The sequence below is a fragment of the Micromonospora sp. ZG13 genome (genome assembly GCF_059359355.1).
The window spans coordinates 612752-632711 of the sequence record NZ_JCADBQ010000002.1; the positions used below are offsets into that span (position 1 = coordinate 612752).

15 protein-coding genes are annotated in these 19960 nt (G+C 72.4%); 7 read left to right on the top strand and 8 right to left on the bottom strand.

What is annotated here, in order from left to right; all coding sequences use genetic code 11:
- The first annotated feature begins 182 nt into the window (after positions 1 to 182).
- Together AC5L34_RS06760 and AC5L34_RS06765 are read left to right on the top strand one after the other, a co-directional pair.
- Positions 183 to 3116, top strand: coding sequence for a transglycosylase domain-containing protein (locus AC5L34_RS06760; RefSeq protein ID WP_494824097.1), 2934 nt, complete (start codon positions 183 to 185; stop codon positions 3114 to 3116).
- A gap of 118 nt (positions 3117 to 3234) precedes the next feature.
- The gene (locus AC5L34_RS06765) at positions 3235 to 4740 is read left to right on the top strand and encodes a glycosyltransferase family 87 protein (protein WP_441173926.1); all 1506 of its coding nucleotides are present in this window, start codon (positions 3235 to 3237) and stop codon (positions 4738 to 4740) included.
- A 49-nt stretch (positions 4741 to 4789) separates the two neighbouring features.
- Here AC5L34_RS06765 and AC5L34_RS06770 read toward each other — a convergent pair whose 3' ends face one another.
- Both AC5L34_RS06770 and AC5L34_RS06775 read right to left on the bottom strand, forming a co-directional pair.
- Positions 4790 to 6739: a putative glycosyltransferase family protein gene (locus AC5L34_RS06770; RefSeq protein ID WP_441174090.1), complete on the bottom strand. Its 1950-nt coding sequence runs from the start codon at positions 6737 to 6739 to the stop codon at positions 4790 to 4792.
- A 353-nt stretch (positions 6740 to 7092) separates the two neighbouring features.
- Entirely contained in the window at positions 7093 to 7884 is a 792-nt protein-coding gene (locus AC5L34_RS06775) for a deoxyribonuclease IV (protein ID WP_441173927.1), read from the bottom strand.
- 630 nt (positions 7885 to 8514) lie between these two features.
- Here AC5L34_RS06775 and rpsF point away from each other — a divergent pair.
- The 4 genes from rpsF (at position 8515) to rplI (ending at position 10165) form a co-directional block, all read left to right on the top strand.
- Positions 8515 to 8805, top strand: a complete 291-nt coding sequence (gene rpsF, locus AC5L34_RS06780) for a 30S ribosomal protein S6 (protein WP_074315517.1) — start codon at positions 8515 to 8517, stop codon at positions 8803 to 8805.
- Between the two features lie 81 nt (positions 8806 to 8886).
- Positions 8887 to 9423, top strand: coding sequence for a single-stranded DNA-binding protein (locus AC5L34_RS06785; protein WP_172896610.1), 537 nt, complete (start codon positions 8887 to 8889; stop codon positions 9421 to 9423).
- Positions 9424 to 9464: 41 nt separating this feature from the next.
- Complete coding sequence (gene rpsR / locus AC5L34_RS06790; protein WP_007073789.1) at positions 9465 to 9704, top strand: 30S ribosomal protein S18; 240 nt, start codon at positions 9465 to 9467, stop codon at positions 9702 to 9704.
- Between the two features lie 14 nt (positions 9705 to 9718).
- Positions 9719 to 10165, top strand: coding sequence for a 50S ribosomal protein L9 (rplI, locus tag AC5L34_RS06795; protein ID WP_101413423.1), 447 nt, complete (start codon positions 9719 to 9721; stop codon positions 10163 to 10165).
- Positions 10166 to 10292: 127 nt separating this feature from the next.
- Here rplI and AC5L34_RS06800 read toward each other — a convergent pair whose 3' ends face one another.
- Positions 10293 to 11849: a hypothetical protein gene (locus AC5L34_RS06800; RefSeq protein ID WP_441173928.1), complete on the bottom strand. Its 1557-nt coding sequence runs from the start codon at positions 11847 to 11849 to the stop codon at positions 10293 to 10295.
- Positions 11850 to 12260: 411 nt separating this feature from the next.
- Here AC5L34_RS06800 and dnaB point away from each other — a divergent pair, with 411 nt between their 5' ends.
- Entirely contained in the window at positions 12261 to 13652 is a 1392-nt protein-coding gene (gene dnaB, locus AC5L34_RS06805) for a replicative DNA helicase (protein ID WP_441174091.1), read from the top strand.
- Positions 13653 to 13712: 60 nt separating this feature from the next.
- Here the strand turns inward: dnaB and AC5L34_RS06810 are convergent, their stop codons facing one another.
- The 5 genes from AC5L34_RS06810 to AC5L34_RS06830 all read right to left on the bottom strand — a co-directional run bounded on the left by AC5L34_RS06810 (position 13713) and on the right by AC5L34_RS06830 (position 19480).
- Positions 13713 to 14399, bottom strand: coding sequence for a maleylpyruvate isomerase N-terminal domain-containing protein (locus AC5L34_RS06810; RefSeq protein WP_441173929.1), 687 nt, complete (start codon positions 14397 to 14399; stop codon positions 13713 to 13715).
- 113 nt (positions 14400 to 14512) lie between these two features.
- Entirely contained in the window at positions 14513 to 14941 is a 429-nt protein-coding gene (locus AC5L34_RS06815; protein ID WP_441173930.1) for a TFIIB-type zinc ribbon-containing protein, read from the bottom strand.
- A 22-nt stretch (positions 14942 to 14963) separates the two neighbouring features.
- On the bottom strand, positions 14964 to 15596 hold the full coding sequence (locus AC5L34_RS06820) for a phosphoribosyltransferase (RefSeq protein WP_089002830.1): 633 nt from the start codon (positions 15594 to 15596) through the stop codon (positions 14964 to 14966).
- Positions 15597 to 15605: 9 nt separating this feature from the next.
- Positions 15606 to 16910, bottom strand: a complete 1305-nt coding sequence (locus tag AC5L34_RS06825; RefSeq protein ID WP_441173931.1) for a glycosyltransferase 87 family protein — start codon at positions 16908 to 16910, stop codon at positions 15606 to 15608.
- Positions 16911 to 16975: 65 nt separating this feature from the next.
- Positions 16976 to 19480, bottom strand: a complete 2505-nt coding sequence (locus AC5L34_RS06830; RefSeq protein ID WP_441173932.1) for a putative bifunctional diguanylate cyclase/phosphodiesterase — start codon at positions 19478 to 19480, stop codon at positions 16976 to 16978.
- Positions 19481 to 19960 lie beyond the last annotated feature (480 nt).

The window sequence follows — 19960 nt, forward strand, 5'->3', positions numbered from 1 at the left end:
CGGCCGACCCCGGCCGCACGCACGCCCGGGGAGACCGACGGCTCGTTGGTCTGATTGGCCCGATTGATTCGCAAGTGGCACCGGTCGACCGGCACGTACGTGCCGCCCTCGACGGGTGTCCCATCTCACGGCAAACCGGTGGCGGCGCAGCCGCGTCCCACCGCGACGGCAGGGTGTGAGGAATGAACTCGTACGGCGATTCCAGTTCCCCGCGCGGGCGGGCCCAGATTCCGGGCCAGCACGGCGACCCCGGCGGTGACGCCCGCGGGGGCGGCTGGTCGGCTGCACAGGAGGGTACGGCACCCGCGGGCCGCGCTTCGGTAGCGCCTCGGGCCGCCGGTGCCGGGCGGGCCTCGGTCGGCGGCTCGGCGTCCGTGCCGCAGCGCGGCGCTCCGGCCTCCGGTTCGGCGTCGGCGGCCGTCCCGCCGCGAGGCGGTTCCGCCGCCGGTTCGGCCTCGGTGGGTTCCGCCTCCGTGGGGCGGGCGGGGCCGGGTCGGGCCTCCGTGCCCGTCTCGCCGGCGCCGGCCGCCGGCCGGGCGGCCGGCGCGGGTCGCGCGTCGGTGCCGGTCTCCCCGGCCGCCAGCGGGTCGGCCGGTCGGGCCACGGTCGGTACGGCTGCCGTGGGTGCCGCCTCGGCCGGACGGGCCAGTGTCGGGTCGGCGGCGGTCGGTGGCGTCAGCGGCCGGGCCACGGCGCGGGCGAGCGTCTCGCCGGCCTCCGGTGGACCGGGTGGGCCCGGCGGGCCGACCGGCCCCGGCCGACGCGCGCGGGGAGCGGGCGACCCGGCCGGCGCGGCGCGGGCGAAGAAGCGCAAGCGGGTGAACCTGCTGATCGCCAGCTTTGCCGTCTTCATCATGCTCGCCGGGCTCGGCGTGGTCGGCTTCACCTACTACTCGACCAACGTGGTGCTTCCGGAGGACACCACGCCGCCGCAGGCGACCACCCTCTACGCTTCGGACAACAAGACGATCATCGCCAAGGTCGGCACGCAGAACCGGACCCTGGTCACCATCGACCAGATTCCGACGCACGTGCAGGACGCGGTCGCGGCGGCCGAGGACCGCAACTTCTACGAGCACTCCGGTGTGGACTACAAGGGCATCGTCCGGGCCGCGTGGAACAACGTCTCCGGTGGCAGCAAGCAGGGCGCCTCGACGATCACTCAGCAGTACGCCCGCAACGCGTTCGACAACCTCAAGGACGACACGTACGCCCGGAAGGTCAAGGAGGCGATCCTCGCCTCCAAGCTGAACGACGAGTACACCAAGCCGCAGATCATGCAGCACTACCTGAACATCATCTACTTCGGGCGGGGCGCGCACGGCATCGAGGCGGCGGCACAGACGTACTTCGGCAGGCCGGCGAACAAGCTGAGCGTGGCCGAGGGCGCGGTCCTCGCGGCGCTGATCAAGCAGCCGGAGGCCAACGCGGGCCACAAGGGCTACGATCCGGCGGTCAACCCCACCGACGCCAAGTCCCGTTGGGAGTACGTCATCAGCGGCATGGTCGCCGAGGGCTGGCTGAACGCCCCGGGCAAGCCGCAGGCTCCCACTCTGGCCGAGTACCCGACCAAGACGCTGAGAAAGCCGAGCCAGGGCGGCGCCGGCATCGACTACGGCGTCAACACCCCGTACGGCAACGTGATCAACTACGTCAAGCAGGAAATGCGGGACAAGGGCATCTGCGTCGACAAGGAGGATCAGGTCACCGACGCCAAGCCGCTCTGTTCCCAGGCGCTGATGTCGGGTGGCTACAAGATCCGTACCACGATCGACACGAAGATCCAGAAGGCGGCGGTCGAGACCGCCCAGCGCAGCAGGAAGGGGTCGGAGCTTTCCGACCAGCCGCCGAACCTGATGGCAGCGGTGGTCGCCATCGAGCCGAAGAACGGTCGCGTGCTCGCCTACTACGGCGGCGACAACGGCACCGGCACCGACTACGCCGGCAAGAACACCGACGCCTCCGGCAACCCCTACGGCGGTCACCCGCCGGGCTCGAGTTTCAAGATCTACACCCTGGCGGCGGCGCTCAAGGAGGGCAAGGCCCTCGAGTCGCGCTGGAAGGGCAGGGCGTTCACGCCGAAGGGCACCAAGTTCAAGGTCAGCAACGCCGGCGTCGACAACCCGGAGTGCGGCGACTCCTGCACCCTGACGGTCTCCACCCTGAAGTCGCTGAACGTGCCGTTCTACCACGTCACCGAGACGATCGGCCCGGACAAGGTCGTCGACATGGCGGCCAAGGCCGGGGTCAGCATGATGTGGCGTTCGGACACCAACCCGCCGAAGGGCTACGACCTCACCAAGACCGACCCGAAGGACATCGCGCCGAGCCCGTTCTTCCACGTCGTCGGCTACGGTCAGTATCCGATCACCGTCCTGGACCACGCCAACGGCGTCGCCACCTTCGCCAACCAGGGCCGCTACCACAAGGCCCACTTCCTCTACTCCGTGGAGAAGCGGGACGAGTTGACCGGCAAGTGGAAGAAGATCGCCGACGAGGGTTCGCTCAAGGGTGAGCAGCGCATCGACAAGAACGTCGTGGCGGACGTGACCTCGGTGCTGGAGCAGTACCCGGCACGGGTCAACCACAAGCTCGACGACGGCCGGAAGGCCGCCTCCAAGACGGGCACCTGGGAACTCAAGTCGAACAGCGACGACAACGGCGACGCCTGGATGATCGGTTACACCCCGCAGATCGCGACCGCTGTCTGGGTCGGCAACGTCAAGGACCGCAAGCCGCTCAAGCTGAAGAACGGCACCAAGATCAGTGGCGGCAACCTGCCGGGCACCATCTGGGAACGGTTCATGGACGAGGCACACAAGGTCAAGGACTGGGAGAAGAAGGACTTCCCGCCCGCGGCGAACGTCGGCGACCCGAACACCGGCAACGGCGAGGCGCCCCCGCCCCCGCCGCCTCCGTCGGGCCCGCCGAACTGCGATCCCCTCGGCCTGTTCTGCCCGCCGGGTGGCGGGAACAACGGCGGCGGAAACAACGGCGGCGGCAACCCTCCGGGTGGTCCCACGGCGCCCACCACTCCGACCGATCCGCGCCCTGGCCGGGACGGCGGCGGGGGCGGGCTGCTACCGAGCCTGACACCCCGACCGGACAACGACTGATCGACGAACGCCGCCGGCGGCCGGAGCAACCTCTCCGGCCGCCGGCGGCGTTTCGCATATCGACGTGTCGTGAGAGGGAGGGGACGCGGAGGCCCGATGTACGGCAGGATGCACCTTCATGAGCACGCAGTCGACGCCAGGCATCGACGACGCCGGTGCCCCTGACCATCCGTCCCGCTCCGACGGCTTCGTCCGGGGCCTCTCCGGCGCCATCGGCGGCCCGCTGGGCGATCACGCCGTCGCCCTGGACCGGCCCGCCGGGCGGGAGAGCCGGTTCTGGACCGCGACCCGCATCGTCCTGGCCCTGGTCTGCCTGACCCTGGCGCTGCACTGGGTGCAGAAGTCGCCCTGCCAGGACGGCGCCTGGCAGAACAACGTGCAGTACACCCGGTTCTGCTACACCGACGTGCTGGCGCTCTACTACGCCGAGCGGCTCAACGAGGGCGCGGTGCCCTACCAGGACCACCCCGTCGAGTATCCGGTGCTCACCGGGTACTTCATGGGTGCCCTCGGCCTGCCCGTGCACGCCCTCGGCCAGAACGACCCGGGGCTCAACCAGGGCATGTGGTTCTACAACCTGAACGCCCTGGTGCTCGGCGCGCTGGCGGTCGCCACGGTGGCGGTGCTCCTCGCCCTACGCCGCCGCCGACCCTGGGACGCCGCGCTCTTCGCGCTCGCCCCCGCGCTGATGCTCACCGCCACGGTCAACTGGGACCTGCTCGCCATCGGTCTGGCCGCGTTCGGCCTCTTCGCCTGGGCGCGCAGCCGACCACTGGCGGCCGGCGTCCTGCTCGGTCTCGCCGGGGCGGCCAAGATGTGGCCGCTGTTCATCCTCGGCCCGATCCTGGTGCTGGCGCTGCGCGCCGGGCGCCTCCGGGCCGCCCTCACCGCCTTCGGCGCCGCCCTGGTCTCCCTGGTCCTCGTGAACCTTCCGGTCGCCATTCCCTACCGGGAGAACTGGGACCGCTTCTTCGAGCTGAACTCGACCCGCCCCATCGACTGGGGCACCCTCTGGTACATCGGCCGCTACCTGGACGGCAAGGTCGGCAGCACCAACCCCGCCGACCTCGGTCCGTTCGAGTGGCTGAACGTCAACATCCCGACGCTGAACACCCTGTCGTACGCCCTCTTCGGGCTGGCCTGCCTCGGCGTGGCCGCGCTGGGGCTGCTGGCCCCGCGCCGGCCCCGGCTCGCCCAGCTCGCGTTCCTGGTGGTCGCCGCCTTCCTGATCTTCAGCAAGGTGTGGTCGCAGCAGTTCGTGCTCTGGCTGCTGCCGCTGGTGGTGCTCGCCCGCCCGAAGTGGGGCGCCTTCCTGGCCTGGCAGGTGGCCGAGGTCTGCTACTTCGTGGCCTTCTACGGTGAGCTGCTCGGCGCGGCGACCAGCAAGCCGGTCTTTCCGGAGGGCGTCTTCGTGCTGGCGTCGACCCTGCGGCTGGCCACCGTGGTGGTGCTCTGCGTGCTGGTCGTCCGGGAGATTCTGCGGCCGGAACTCGATCCGGTGCGGCGGACCTACGCCGACGACCCGGATGGCGGGCTGCTCGACGGGGCCCCGGACGCGCCCTGGCTCGACCGCTGGCGACGCCGCCCCGAGGTGCCGGCGGAGCCGACGCCCGCCGCCGTCTGACCGGACCCCCGGCCGTAGGCGACGACCCCGACGGCCGGGAGAACACCGGTCAGAGGCGGTAGACGACCACGTCGCCGATCTCCTCGCGGGTGATGCCGAGCCCGTCGACCGGCGCGTCCACGGTGACCTCCCACGGCGTGCCGGCGATGTGGTCGCGCATCAGCAGGACGTTGCGGACGCCGAGGACGCGCAGGTAGTCGACGCTGACCTGGTCGGGGAAGGAGAGCGTGACCCGGCGTACGTCGTCGAGCTGCCGCGGCGTGAAGCCGCTCCCTCCGTTCACCACGTCCTGGAATCTGGTCGTGGACCAGAGCATCACCGGCTGGTCGAGGCTCTGGTTGCTGGGCAGCACCAGCAGCGGCCCGTCCACGGTCCGCATCGCGGCCGGCTGGGGTGGCACGACCGGGTGCGGCGTGGAGTTCAACCCCTCGCCGATCACCAGCACCAGCGGCAGCAGCGTGGCCAGCCGCAGCCACGGGCTCGGCCAGGAGGGGATCCGCTCGGCGGAGATCTCCCGGACCCGGGTGGCGAACGCGCTGACCGCGCCCGCCGCGAGAAGCCCGAGCAGCAGCGTCGTCCAGAGCATCAGCCGGCCCGGCGTACGCAGGCCGTTCCAACCGGGCAGGTACTCGAACAGCGGCACGTAGGTGAAGGTGCCGTCGAAGAACCGGGTGCCCATGGCGAGCACCATCGTCACCACCACCCCGGCGAGCAGCAGCAGCCGGTGGCGCAGCTTCCAGACCGAGAAGAAGAGACCGCCGGCGGCGAGCGCGTAGAGCACGAAGCCGGGCAGCAGGGTCATCTCCGGATGCCAGGGCAGCAACGCCCTCGCCCCCTCGTGCAGCCCGCCCCACACCCGCGACTCGGCGGGCGCGGTGAAGAAACCGCTCGCCGGCGGGGAGAAGATGGCGATGTCGCCGATGGAGCGCTTCGCGTTCGGGTGCGCCTCGGCCACCGTGAAGAACGGGTAGGCCAGCAGCGCGCCGACGCCGGCGAAGAGCAGACCGCCGACCAGGTCCGCGATCAGCAGCCGACGGCCGAACGGGCGCTTGACCGGCCGGACGACCCAGCGTCGCAGGAACCAGGTGACGGCCGCGACAAGCACGGTCCCGGCGAGGAAGTACGCGAACGGCAACCCGATGCCGAAGCCGAGACTGAGTTGCCAGGCCGCGACCATCCAGCCGGTGTAGACCCAGCCGTCGTGCCGGCGTTCCGGACGGTACCCGTGCCGCAGCGACCAGCCGTGTCCCCGGGCGAGCATGGCCAGCGCCAGTGGGATGCCGCCGTTCGAGATCACGTGCAGGTGCCCGGCCTGGGCCAGCAGCCAGGGCGCGTACGTGAAGCTCACCCCGGCCACCGCGGAGCCGATCCGGCCCGCGCCGAGCTGCCGGGCCAGCGCGTACGCCCCGAGCGTGGCGAGCGCGTGGGCCAGCACGAACATGATGTTGTAGCGGAGCACGGCGGCCTCGGGGCCGGTGCCGATCATGCCCGCCGGGGCGTACCCGAGCAGGGTGTCGGAGAAGGCGAAGCTCCACGGCTCCGGGAAGAAGGTGTTCGACTGCCACAGCTGCGCCGGGTTGGTCAGCAGGATGTGCCCCGACCAGGCCATCTGCCACGCCTGGAGGCTGGGGTCCCAGTAGTCCTGCGGCAGGGTGTGGCGCGGGTAGCGCAGCGTCGGCCAGGTCAGCAGCACGGCCAACGCCAGCGAGGCGAGCGCCGCGAGCGTCCACTCGTGCACCAGCAGGCGGCCGACCGCCCGGGCGGCGCGCCCGAGCCGGGACGGCACCGGTTCGGGGGCGGACGCGAAGGCCTCCCAACGGTCGGGCTTCCCGTCCTCGGCCTTTCCGCTCCCGTCCCCGGCCTTACCGGTGGCAGCCTTGCCGCCGTCCCCACCCGCGCCCTCGGCACCGGCCGTACCGGCTGCGCCTGCCTTGCCGGTCGCATCCGTCTTGTCCGAGCCGCGGGCCTCGGCCTCTTTCTTGCCGGTCGTGCCTGCCATGGCAGCGTCCGTCTTGCCGGCCGCGTCCGTCTTGCCGGCCGCGTCCGTCTTGCCGGCCGCGTCCGCCTTGGCGTCCGTCCCGCCGGTCGCGCCAGCCTCGGCGGCGTCTGCCTTCCCGGCGGCGTCCGCCTTCCCGGCGGTGCCGGAGGCCTCGGCCTTCGTCTTGCCGGTGGTGGCGGTGTCCGCCTTCCCGGCGGCGTCTGCCTTCCCGGCGGCGTCCGCCTTCCCGGCGGTGCCGGAGGCCTCGGCCTCCGCCTTGCCGGTCGTGGCGGCGGCGTCCGTCTTCCCGGCGGCGTCGGCGTTCCCGGCGGCGGCGTCGGGACGGGGGCTGCCGGCGGCGGACTGCTCGGTCGTCATGCCGCAGGGCTCCCCGCGCCCAGCCGGTCACGCAGGAAGGCGATGTCGGCACCCTGACCGTCGACCCCGCCGGGGGTTTCGACGATGACGGGTGCGCCGGCCGCGCGGATCACCGCCACCACCAGCTCCGGGTCGATCGTGCCGCCGTCGAGGTTGTCGTGCCGGTCCTGCCCGGAGTTGAACGCGCCCTTGGAGTTGTTGGCGTGGATCAGGTCGATCCGCCCGGTGATCGCCTTGACCCGGTCGACCAGCCCGAGCAGCTCCTCGCCGCCGGCGTGGGCGTGGCAGGTGTCCAGGCAGAAGCCCACCTCGTGGTCGCCCACTGCGTCCCAGAGACGGGCGAGCGCATCGAGTCGCCGGGCGCAGGCGTTGTCGCCGCCGGCGGTGTTCTCGATCAGGACCGGCACGTCGAAGCCGCCGGAGTCCGCCGCGTACGCGAAGGTCTTGCGCCAGTTGTCGAAGCCGACGGCCAGGTCGTCGCCGGCGTTGACGTGCCCGCCGTGCACGATCAGGCCCTTCGCGCCGATGGCGGCGGCCGCCTTGGCGTGCCCGAGCAGCAACTTGCGGCTGGGGATCCGGATCCGGTTGTTGAGGGTGGCGACGTTGATGACGTACGGCGCGTGCACGTAGAGGTCGACGTCCGCGGCCCGCAGCCGGTCCGCGTCCTCCCGCGGCTTCGGTGCCTTCCACCCCTGCGGGTCGGAGAGGAAGAACTGCACGGCCTCGGCCCCTCGGGCGGTCGCCTCCGCCATCGGGTCGGTCGAATCGACGTGGGCTCCGATACGCATGCAGGGGAGCCTACGTCGCGTCTCCGACAGCCGGGATGACGGCGGTGGCGGACTCGCCGGCCCCGCGCGTCACCTCCCGGCATGGGCGGTCGTTGATGCGAGTGGGATCCACGGTTGCCGCAGCCGGCCAGGAACGGCCGCCGGTCGGCCGACCGGACGTACCCGTAAGGCAGGGGCACCCCCGCCCGCGCGGCCCGGCGCGGCGGGGGCCCGCCCTGACGGAAGCGGACTCATCGGGAAATTTGTCGGAGAATTCCGCCATAACCCCCGACAAGGGGCAAGAGCCGTTGTAACGTCAGGTAACAACACGATAAAGCTCCGCGGGGCGTCCCCGGTCCAACCTCATCGGTGTGGTCGTTCCTCCCCAGGTCCCACCCAAGGAATGCGGACGGGACGCCCCGCGGCCTCGTGTACGGGGGCTCGCATCGACAGCGACGTCGAGGCGGGCCCCCGTCGCTTCGCCCGGCGGACGGCTCCCGCCGACCACCCCGGGCATGATCGTCGGGACCGGGTATCCTGGTCCGGTTGTCCGCGTCCGGCCGGGTCCCCCCGGAACCGGCGTGGGCCACGACGCAGACCTCCTGCCACGGAAGGACCGTGGCCGCCTAGCCCACAGGAGGTGAGCACGTCTTGCGTCATTACGAAGTAATGGTGATCCTCGACCCCAGTCTCGAGGAGCGCACCGTCGCCCCGTCGCTCGACACGTACCTGAACGTGATCCGGACCGCGGGTGGCTCGGTGGAGAAGACCGACGTGTGGGGCCGCCGGCGCCTCGCGTACGAGATCAACAAGAAGGCCGAAGGCATCTACGCCGTCGTCGACCTGCAGGCGACGCCCGCGGCGGTGGCCGAGCTGGACCGTCAGCTGCGGCTCAACGAGTCCGTGCTGCGCACCAAGGTCATCCGGCCGGAGATGCGCTAAAAGCATTCAACCCGGTTCACCCGGATCAGCCTCATCGGCACTGTCGGAGGGCTCTGAGAGCCTGTACGGCAGAACAGATGAGTGCGCGAGGAGATGGTCATGGCAGGAGACACCACCATCACGGTCATCGGCAACCTGACCGATGACCCCGAGTTGCGGTTCACCCCCTCTGGTGCGGCGGTCGCCAAGTTCCGGGTCGCTTCGACGCCCCGGTTCATGGACAAGGCCTCCGGCGAGTGGAAGGACGGCGAGCCGCTCTTCCTGGCGTGCACCGTGTGGCGGCAGGCGGCGGAGCACGTCGCCGAGTCGCTCCAGCGGGGCGCCCGCGTGATCGTCTCGGGCCGGCTGCGTCAGCGGTCGTACGAGACGCGCGAGGGCGAGAAGCGCACCGTCATCGAGCTCGAGGTCGACGAGATCGGCCCGTCGCTGCGCTACGCCACGGCGAAGGTGCAGAAGATGTCCCGCTCCGGCGGCGGTGGCGGCGGCTTCGGCGGCGGTGGTGGAGGTGGCCAGGGCGGCGGCGGAGGCAACTTCGACGACCCCTGGGCCTCGGCTGCACCGGCACCCTCGCGCGGTGGTTCGGGTGGCGGCAACTTCGACGAGGAGCCCCCGTTCTAATGGCGCCGAGCGCCCGCGATCGCAAACCAGGAGCACGAGCAATGGCCAAGGCCGCTGCACTTCGCAAACCGAAGAAGAAGGTGAACCCGCTCGACAAGGACGGGATCACCTACATCGATTACAAGGACACCGCGCTGCTGCGCAAGTTCATCTCCGACCGCGGCAAGATCCGCGCTCGGCGGGTGACCGGCGTGACCTCGCAGCAGCAGCGGCAGATCGCCCGTGCGGTCAAGAACGCCCGTGAGATGGCGCTCCTGCCGTACACGGCCACGGCCCGCTGAGAGGAGGCACCGATATGAAGATCATCCTGACTCAGGAGGTGTCCGGCCTCGGTGCCCCGGGCGACATCGTCGAGGTCAAGAACGGCTACGGCCGTAACTACCTGCTGCCGCAGGGCTTCGCGATCGCCTGGACCAAGGGTGCGGAGAAGCAGGTCACGGTCATCAAGCGGGCCCGTTCGGCCCGGGAGATCCGCGACCTCGGCCACGCCAACGAGGTCAAGGGCCAGCTCGAGGGCCTCAAGGTCAACCTGAAGGCCCGCGCCGGCGACGGCGGTCGGCTCTTCGGCTCGGTCACCCCGGCCGAGATCGTCGACGCCGTCAAGGCCGCCGGTGGCCCGGTCCTCGACCGTCGTCGGCTGGAGCTGTCCGGTCCGATCAAGTCGACCGGCTCCTACCCGGTGCAGATCAAGCTGCACCCCGAGGTGACCGCCAAGTTCGACCTCAACGTCGTCCAGGGCTGACACCTCACCCCGCACCACGACACAGGGCCCGCACCGACCGGTGCGGGCCCTGTCCGTCGTACGGCCGCTCGTGCCGCTTCCCGGCGGGCCTTGACCGTCACCGGCCCGGGGCGCCAACCCCGACCGCTCAGCCGATCGGCTGCCCGGTGACCGCGCTGATCATCACCGTGGACAGGCCGCCGCCGACCACTGCCGCCGCCAGCGCGACGCTGGCCGGACGCCACGTCGTACCGACCCGGCGCAGCAGCAGCGCCACGACCAGGCTGCTGGCCAGCGCCAACCCGAAGCGCGGCAGGCCCGACGCCACCGAGCCGAGCGCCCGCGACCTCGGTGAGTCGCAACCTCCTCCGCTGATGTCCGTGACGCACCCCGCCGGCACCTGGCCGTCCAGCGTCAACAACCAGCCGAAGATCAGCACCGCCGGCACCAGATAGCAGGCGACCGTGTAGAGCAGCGACCGCCACGGCCCACCCGGATCGGGATCGAGCAGGTCGTCCTCGATGCGGCGGCTCCGGACCCCCGGCCGGGCGGTCCCGGACGATCGGCGTACGGCTGCCCCAGCGGCACCGACCGGCTGCGCCGCCCCCGCCGTCGGTGCCGCCACCCGCCGGCGCGGCGCGGTGTAGGGCGCGACCGGTGACCGGGTTGCCGCCGCCGACGGACCCGCCCACCGGGGATCGTCGCCCGCCAGGTGCGTGCCGGACCAGAAGCCCTCCTCGCGGTCCTCGCGCCCCGGCCAGGGCCAGCCCTCCGCCGTGGTGCCGGAACCGGGCGCGGTCCGGTCCCACCCCCCGCCGTCGGCATGCCGCTCCCACCGCCCGGTGTCGTCGGTGCGGTCCCACCGCCCGGTGTCGTCGGACCGGTCCCAGCGGTCGGGGCCCGCGTGCTCCCAGCGGTCGACCTCCCCGGCCGAACGCCACGCGTGCACACCCGAGGCGTCCCACGTGTGCACACCCGAGGCGTCCCACGCGTGTGCACCCGAGGCGTCCCACGCGTCCACGGTCGGAGTGCGGGAGGGCGGGTTCTCGGACGCGTCGGAAAGCGCTCCCCGGTCCCAGGGATCGACGGCGGGCCGGTCCTCCGCCGCCCACCGACCCCGGCGGGTCTCCCGGTCCGGTACGGGCCCGGCCGCCTCCGCCTCCTCCAGCCCGGACCAGACGACCTGCGGGGGGTGCGACGGTGAGCGCCTCGGCCGGCTCGGCGGTGCCGCTCCCGAGACGGGATCGTCCTCGGCCCGCCGGCGCCCGGAGTAGCCCCGCTCCCGCAGGTGGTCGAACGTCCACTCCCCGGTGTGCTCCGACTCCGCCGCCGCGCCGGACGCCGCAGCCGTTCTCCAGCTCGTCTCGCTGACCCGGCGCCAACTGCTCGTGGTCTCGGTGGTCCGCCAGGCGGCACCGGAAGACGGTTGGTCGGCCTCGACCCGGACCTCGTCGTCGGGCGCGGCGTGTCGTCCGCCGCCGTCCGCGCTGCGGATTCCCGACTCCAGCGCCCAGCGGGGCAGGTAGCTGTCGACCGGCTCCCCCTGGCCGCGTTCGGCGGCCCGCCGCCGGCTCGGCGTGCGGTGCCGAGCGGGTGCGCGCTCGTAGGGACCGGCCGGTGCGGGGTCGGCGGGATCGTGCCAGGGGGCTACCGGCCGTCGCTCGCGCGGCGCATCCTCCCCGCGTCTCCAGTCCCGGTTACTCACGGCGGGAGCGTGACCCTTCTCAACCGATGGCGCAATCCGCTGTCCAGGTGTAGCCGTTCGCTGGAGATAGTACGGGACGTTCGACCGGGCAGTTCGACCGAAAACTTGTCATCCACAGGCTGGGGATTGCGTTTCCGCAGTTCACGGGCGCGCGGCGGAGAATTCCCCAGCCGTTGTCCACAGGTTGTGCACATCCTGCGCACATGCTCGTCCCCCGGCGTCCACAGGTTGTCCCGAGGCTCGTCCACCGACGTGGTTGAGGGGCTGACCTCGGGTTCCGTATGGTTGGCCCCCGACCGGCCGTGCGATGACCCCCGATCGACCGGCAGGTCGAGGTTGTCGTACCCCGGCGATACGGCTGGATCCGGATCCGACGCAGTGGAGGGGGAACCCGTGTCGGTCACCGACGACATGCGGGCGGACTCGCGAGCGGGTGGGGGGCAGGCGTCCCCGCCGCCGCAGCGCGACGGCCAGTTCGACAAGACCCCGCCCCAGGACGTCGCCGCCGAGCAGTGCGTGCTCGGCGGCATGCTGCTGTCCAAGGACGCCATCGCCGACGTCGTCGAGATCCTGAAGACCAACGACTTCTACCGGCCGGTGCACGCCACCATCTTCGACACCATCCTGGAGATCTACGGCCGCGGCGAGCCGGCCGACTCCATCACCGTGGCGGCGGCCCTGGCCGACTCCGGCGATCTCGTACGCATCGGCGGCGCCCCCTACCTGCACACGCTGATCGCCAGCGTGCCCACCGCCGCGAACGCGGCGTACTACGCCCGGATCGTCAGCGAGCGGGCGGTCCTGCGGCGCCTCGTCGAGGCCGGCACCAAGATCGTGCAACTGGGCTACGGCACGAGCCAGGGCGGCAGCCGCGACGTCGACGACATCGTGGACCTCGCCCAGCAGGCGGTCTACGACGTCACGGAGCGCCGCGTCAGCGAGGACTTCGCCGTACTCGCCGACATGCTCCAGCCGACGCTGGACGAGATCGAGGCGGTCGGCGCCCAGGGCGGCGTCATGACCGGCGTCCCCACCGGCTTCACCGACCTGGACCGGCTGCTCAACGGCCTGCACGCAGGGCAGTTGGTGATTGTTGCCGGACGTCCCGGTCTGGGCAAATCAACCGCAAGTATGGATTTCGCGCGCAACGCTGCGATTCGGGCAAATCAAGCGTCGGCCATCTTCTCGCTGGAAATGAGCAAGGTCGAGATCGTCATGCGGCTGCTGTCGGCCGAGGCGCGCGTGCCCCTGCACGTCCTGCGCAGCGGCCAGCTCTCCGACGACGACTGGACCAAGCTTGCCCGCTGCATGGGCGAGATCAGTGAGGCACCGCTCTTCGTCGACGACACGCCAAGCATGAACCTGATGGAGATCCGGGCCAAGGCGCGCCGGCTGAAGCAGCGGCACGACCTCAAGCTGATCGTGGTCGACTATCTCCAGCTGATGACCTCCCCGAAGCGCACCGAGAGCCGGCAGCAGGAGGTCGCGGACCTCTCCCGTGGCCTCAAGCTGCTCGCCAAGGAGGTCGAATGCCCGGTGATCGCGGTGAGTCAGCTGAACCGTGGCCCGGAGCAGCGGACCGACAAGCGACCACAGCTGTCCGATCTGCGTGAATCGGGCTCGATTGAGCAGGATGCCGACGTCGTCATCCTGCTGCACCGCGACGACTACTACGACAAGGAGTCGCCGCGGGCCGGGGAGGCGGATTTCATTGTCGCCAAGCACAGAAATGGTCCGACCGACACGGTGACGGTGGCCGCACAGCTCCACCTGTCGCGATTCGTGGACATGGCCATCGTCTGAGGACGGTCGCGCCTCCGCCCCGGGAGAGGGAACCGGTCAGCCCAGAGCGGCGGGAACCGGTCAGCCCAGCAGTGGGAACCAGCCGGCGACCTCGCCGAGTTCGAGCTGGTCGCGGTCGGTGAGTGGCAGTCGGCCGGTGGCCTTGAGTAGGTAATCCGCGTCGCTCCAGGCGGCCGGTCGGACGGCGTCGTCGCTGAGCAGGCCGTCCATGGTGGTGACGGCGACGCCCGTGGCGAGCACGCCGGGCAGGGGTGCGTCGGGCAGGTCGAGGACCAGGTCCAGGTGGTGCACGACGGCCTCGGTGGTCAGGGTGGCGAGCAGGTCCGGCACCCGCAGCACGTGCCCCTGGGTGGTGACGTGGCCGTCGGGGTCGGCCGCGCCGGCGGCGCGTACGGCGGCGGGGGCGGTGTCGGTCCAGAGCCGGACGATGGCGCCGGGCCGGTCGAAGGCGGCGGCGGAGCGGCGGGCCCACCAGGCGTGCCGTGCGTCGTCGCCGTCCTCGTCCTCGCCGGGCGGGAACGCGCGCCAGTAGCTCACGTCGTCCACGTCGGGCGGGCCGTCGGCGGGGCTGGCCAGGGCGACGAGGGCCCGTTGGGCGTCGCAGAGCACGTGGAACAGCAGGTCCGCGACGAGCCAGCCCCGGCACCGGGTGGGCCGTTGCAGGTCGGCGTCGTCGAGGTCGGCGACGACCCGGGTGATCCCGTCGTACGCCTGCGCCAGCGGATGGTGGAGCGTGTGCGGCGTCATGGGGGCAGCGTCGCACGACGGCCGTCGGGCGGCACGGCGAGCGGCGCGGGCGGTGGGCGCGGAGCCACGGGTGACCGGGCCGGTCGAGGCGCCGGCCCGGTCGACGGGGTGGCTCAGCCGAACATCTCGTCCAGGAAGCTCTTGTGCTTCTTGCGCTTGTAGTGCCCGTGGTAACCGTGGTGCTGCTGGCCGTGCCCGTAGGCGGGGGCCGGCGGGTAGCCGTGCGCCGGCGGGGGCGGCGGCGGGACGGCGCCGTAGCCCGGCTGGTGCGGGGCGGGGGCGGGCGGCGGCGGGGGCGGCGGGGGCGCGTAACCGCCCTGCTGGTGGCTCGGCTGGCCGGGGTAGCCGCCCTGCTGCTGGGCGGGCTGCGCCGGGGCCGCACCGCCCTGCTGGCGGTTCCAGTTGGCCTCCGCCTCGAACAGCTTCTCCAACTCGCCGCGGTCGAGGAAGATCCCCCGGCACTCGCCGCACTGGTCGATGACGACGCCGCTGCGCTCGTACTGGCGCATTTCTCCGTGACACTTGGGACAGGTCAGGCTCATCCTCCGACCGTACCCGGTCCGGTCATGCGGTCGCTGTCAGCGCTTGCGTGACTTCGGAGTCGGAAACCTCGTGGAAGTCCTCGTAGTAGGCGCTCACCGCCATGAACTCCGGCGGATGCTGGGCGCAGACGACCTGGTCGGCCTCGGCGGCCAGCATCTCGTACGCCTCCTGCGAGCCGACGGGGACGGCCACCACGACCCGGCGGGCGCCGAGGTGGCGGGCGACCTGGACGGCCGCGCGGGCGGTGGCACCGGTGGCGAGGCCGTCGTCGACGATCACGGCGGTGCGCCCGGTCAGGTCGAGCGGCGGCCGGCCGGCGCGGTAGAGCCGCTCGCGGCGTTCCAACTCGGCCTGCTCGCGGCGGACGACCTCGGCGACGTCGCCCTCGGTGAGCCGGCTGGCCACGACGTCGTTGAGGACCCGCACGCCACCGGGGCCGAGCGCGCCGAAGGCCACCTCGGGCGCCCACGGCATACCGAGTTTGCGGACGACGAGCACGTCCATGGGCGCGCCGAGACGCTCGGCGACCACCCGGGCGACGGGCACGCCGCCGCGTACCAGCCCGAGCACGATGACGTCGGGTTCACCGATGAGGGCGGTGAGCCGGTCGGCGAGCGTCCGGCCCGCCTCTTCGCGGTCGCGGTAGGTGGTCATGCCTCAGGTCTACGCCGTGTCGCCGGCCTCCGCCCGCCAGTTCGCGGAAACCGGGGGGCGCAGGGCGGGGGCCCACACCAGGAGGGCGAGCGGGTAGAGCAGGTAGCCGAAGCGGGTCGTGGGCATCAGCAGGATCGCGGCGAGCAGGCCGTACCCGCAGGTCAGGGCGGTGGCGACGGCGGTGCGGGGCGGGTGGCGGGCGAGCCGGACGGCGATGGCCAGCCCGGCCGCGAGCAGCAGGGCGGCGGCGACGGCGCGGCCGGCGGGCAGCGCGGTGGCGATCAGGTGGCCGGGGAACGGGGACTGCGCGGGGCTGGTGACCAGGCCGTGCCCGAGCGGGAAGCGGAGCACGTTCTCGACCAGTGCGTCGCGGTCGACGAGGAGAGCCGGCAGCAGGGCGGCGGCGGGCAGGCCGATCGCGCCCGCGGCGACCCGCAGGCCGGCGCGTCGGGTCAGGCCCCAGATGATCAGTACGAGGGCGACCGGCCAGGCGAAGAGCTTGAGTGCCCCGGCCAGGCCGACGGCGAGGCCGGCCCGACCCGGTCGGCCGGCGGCGGCGAGGGCGAGGGCGAGCAGGCAGAGCGCGAGTACGGGCAGGTCGTCGCCGCCGGTGGCCAGGGTGAGTGCGCAGACCGGGAGGACCGTGGCGGCCTGTACGCCCCGCAGGAGGGCGGCCCGGGTGTGGTCGTCGGCGGCGCGGCGGGCGCCGCGGGTGAGGGCGCGGACCGCCAGGGCGAGGGCCAGCGCGGTGCCGACGGCGAACCAGACGCGGGCGTCGGTCCACCAGGCGTCGACGGCTGCCCGGGGTAGCCCGAACAGGGCCATTCCCGGCTGGTAGGGGGTGTAGCCGAGCAGTTGTTCGCCGGGTGGCAGGGCGGCGATCGCGTCGTGCCCGAGGTACGGGGTGCCGGTGTCGACCAGCCGCTGGCCGGACTCCTCGACGACCAGCACCTCCTCCTGCGCCCGGTCGGTGCGTCCGCCGGCCCGTTGGATGCTCTGCCAGGCCAGCGGCAGCAGGGCGGTGGCGAACCAGGCGAAGCCGGTGACGGCCCAGCGGGCCCGCAGCCCGGCCGGCGGCGAGGCGGGATCGCGGCGGCGGGCCAGGAGCTGGCCGGTCGCGGCGAGGGCGGCGAGGAGGTATCCGACGGCGGCGACGGCGCCCCAGGCCCGGTGCGGGGCCAGGGTGGAGGTGGCGGCGGTGATCGCGGCGAACGCGGCCGACGCGGCGTACAGGCCGAGGTCGAGGGCGAGTCCGCCGGCGGCGGAGTCGAGGCGCTGCCAGCCGGGGCGGCGGGTGGTCGGGGCGGCGGTCACGCGGGCCAGTCTGGCAGCAGGCGCGTGCCGCCGCGGCAGGTGGGCAGATGGCGCCTGCCGCCGCGTCAGGCGGGCAGGTGGCGGTCGGTTCGGCCGCGCCCGCCCTGCCGGCGGCCGGGGGCGAACCGGATGACGGCTCCCGCGTCGTGCAGTGGGGGCGCGAGCGTGCCGGGGCTGCCCCCGGAGCCGCGCCGGAACGCCGCGAGGAGGGTGCCGGCGGGCATCGGCCGGGCGAAGAGGTGTCCCTGGCCGGCCGTGCAGCCCAGCTCCCAGAGGGCCCGGCGCTGCGGCTCGCTCTCCACGCCCTCGGCCACCACGTCGAGCCCGAGGCTGCGCCCGAGGTCGAGGGTGGAGCGGATGACGGCGGCGGCCTCGGCGGAGCTTTCCATGGCGGTCACGAAGCTGCGGTCGATCTTCAGCTCGTGCACGGGGATGCGGGAGAGCAGCGACAGGGAGGAGTAGCCGGTGCCGAAGTCGTCGAGCGCCAGGCGGACGCCCTCGTCGCGCAGCCGGCTGAGCACCCGGTCGACCACGTCGAGCTGGCTGAGGGTGAGCGTCTCGGTCAGCTCGAGGACCAGCCGGTCGGGGGGCAGGTCGTGGGCCCGTAGGCGGGCCAGCACGGAGCCGGGGAAGCGGGCGTCGAGGAGGCTGCGCGGCGACACGTTGACCGCCACCGGCACGTCGAAGCCGGCGTCGCGCCAGCTGCCCGCCGCGATGAGGGCCTGGTCGAGGATCGCCTCGGCGAAGGCGGGGAGCAGGCCCGAGCGTTCCACGGCCTCCAGGAAGCGCAGCGGATCGATCATGCCGTGGGTGGGGTGGTGCCAGCGGGCGAGGGCCTCCGCGCCGGTGACCCGGCCGGTGCCCAGGTCGACGATGGGCTGGAAGTTGACGGTGAACTCGTGGTCGGCGACGGCGCGCGGCAGTTCGCCGCCGAGGGTGAGCCGGCCGAGGTCGGCGGTGTCGCGGGTCGGGGCGTACGTCGAGGTGCGCTGCCCGGCCCGCTTGGCCTGGTACATCGCGACGTCGGCACGGCGCAGCAGCTCCGGCATGCCGCCGGTGGCGGGTGCGGCGGCGATCCCGCCGCTGGCCTCGACGCTGATCCGCATGCCGTCGAGGTCGAACGGTTCGTGCAGCGCGGCGAGCAGGGTCTCCGCGCGGTGTGCGGCCACCGCCGGGGCCGGCAGACCCCGCAGGAGTACGGCGAACTCGTCGCCGCCGAGGCGGGCCACCAGGTCGCCGTCCTGGGCGGCGCCGCTCAGCCGCTCGGCGACCTGCACCAGCACCTGGTCGCCGGCGGCGTGCCCGAGGGTGTCGTTGACCTCCTTGAAGTGGTTGAGGTCGATCAGCACCAGGGCTGTCACGCCGTCGGCGTGGCGGGTGCCGAGGTGTTCGCTGCCCTGGTCGAGCAGGTGCCGGCGGTTGGCGAGCCCGGTCAGCGCGTCGTGGGTGGCGGCGTACGCGTGCTCGTCGGCGACGCGGGCCAGCTCGGCGTACGCCTGCGCGTTGCGGACGGCGGTGCAGAGCGCCGAGGCGAAGGTGCGCAGCGTGTACTGCTCCCGCTCGGAGAGGGCCACGGGACCACGGAACCGCAGTCGCAGGATGCCCACGTCGACCGTCCGGTCGTGCCCCTCCAGCGGGGTGGGGACCACGGTGCCGTCCGTCGGGGTCGGCTCGCCGGCGGGCCCGTCGTACGTGATGGCGACCGCGCCGCCGCGCACGGTCCGGCCGCCGTCGCGCAGCTCGATCTCCACCTCGTCGGCGGAGAACAGCTCGGCGGCCTGGGTGACGGCGGTGGTGAGGACCTTGTCCAGGTCGACCACGTTCAGCGCGTCGGTGGTGCGGGCGAGGCGCTGCCACGCCTGCTGCTCGGTGCGGGCCTTGACCCGGTTGGAGTAGAGCAGGTGGAGGCTGAGCACCAGGGGCGGCACCGCGAGCAGGAGCCGGGGGTCGGCGTGGAGGATGAACAGCGTGGTGACGATGAGGACGAAACGCGCCAGCGCGCTGGTCAGGCGCAGCCCGAGGTCCTCACGGAAGAGCTGTCGGAGCCGGGTGCCGGTGGCGAGTGCGATGACCGGGAGGGTCAGCAGCTCGTCGAGGATCACCGCGACGGCGTAGGCGAGGCCGATCGGGCCGAGGACCTGCCACAGGTCGGTGATCGGCGGTGATCCGCCGGCGGCGTGCAGGGCTGCCCCGCCGCCCACCGCCAGGAGCATGGTCTTGGCCACTCCGAACGCGGCCTTCAGCGGCGGGAGCTTGGCGAAGTACTGGGCCATCGCCGCTCCGATCCCGGTGGTCAGGATGACCAGGGGGGTCGGAGCGACCGCCAGGCTCAGGATGATGGCGGTCTCGCTCCAGGAGATCGCGTGCACCGTCGCGCGGATCCGGATCCGCCATTTGATCGTCATGCCCAGGAAGGCCAGGCAGATCAGGGCGAGGGAGAGGGTCAGGTAACCACGGGACCAGTCCAGCCGGGTCAGCTCGCGCAGGCACAGGGCGGCCGCGATGGCGGCCACAACGCAGACGAGGCCGACGTGCAGCGTGAGCCGCCGCTCGGCCTCTGTCTTGCCCACGTCCAGTCGTGTCACCGCGTCCCGACTGCTCTCGCCTGCGAAGCACGCCAAGATTACCCGCGGTCACGCGCCAGCCACAATGCTCAGTTCCACTCGTGTGCCGACATCGCTATCCCTCCCCGGTCTCGCGTTGGCCCTTGCGCCGCTGTGTTCCGCGACGCCGACAGCCTAAGTGCGGTTCGGCCAATTATGGAGGGATATATGTAACTATGGGCAATGGATGAGAAGCGCGCCCTCTGGCGTGACTTTCTGCTTCTGGGCGGGAACTCAGTGCTGTGTTTCTATCGACTTCCGGTTAACGCTAGATAATGGACCGGTGGAGGCCTTCACGGCATCGGACACGACGGTGCAGTTTGCAGCGGGAGGCGGCTGCGGCACCGGCCCGTGAACCGGCCCCCGGGCGCGTCGGGTGGCCGAGGCACCGCTTCCGCGCCGGTACGCCCCGTCCGCCAGGCAGTTCCGTCGGCGTGGCCACCCGCG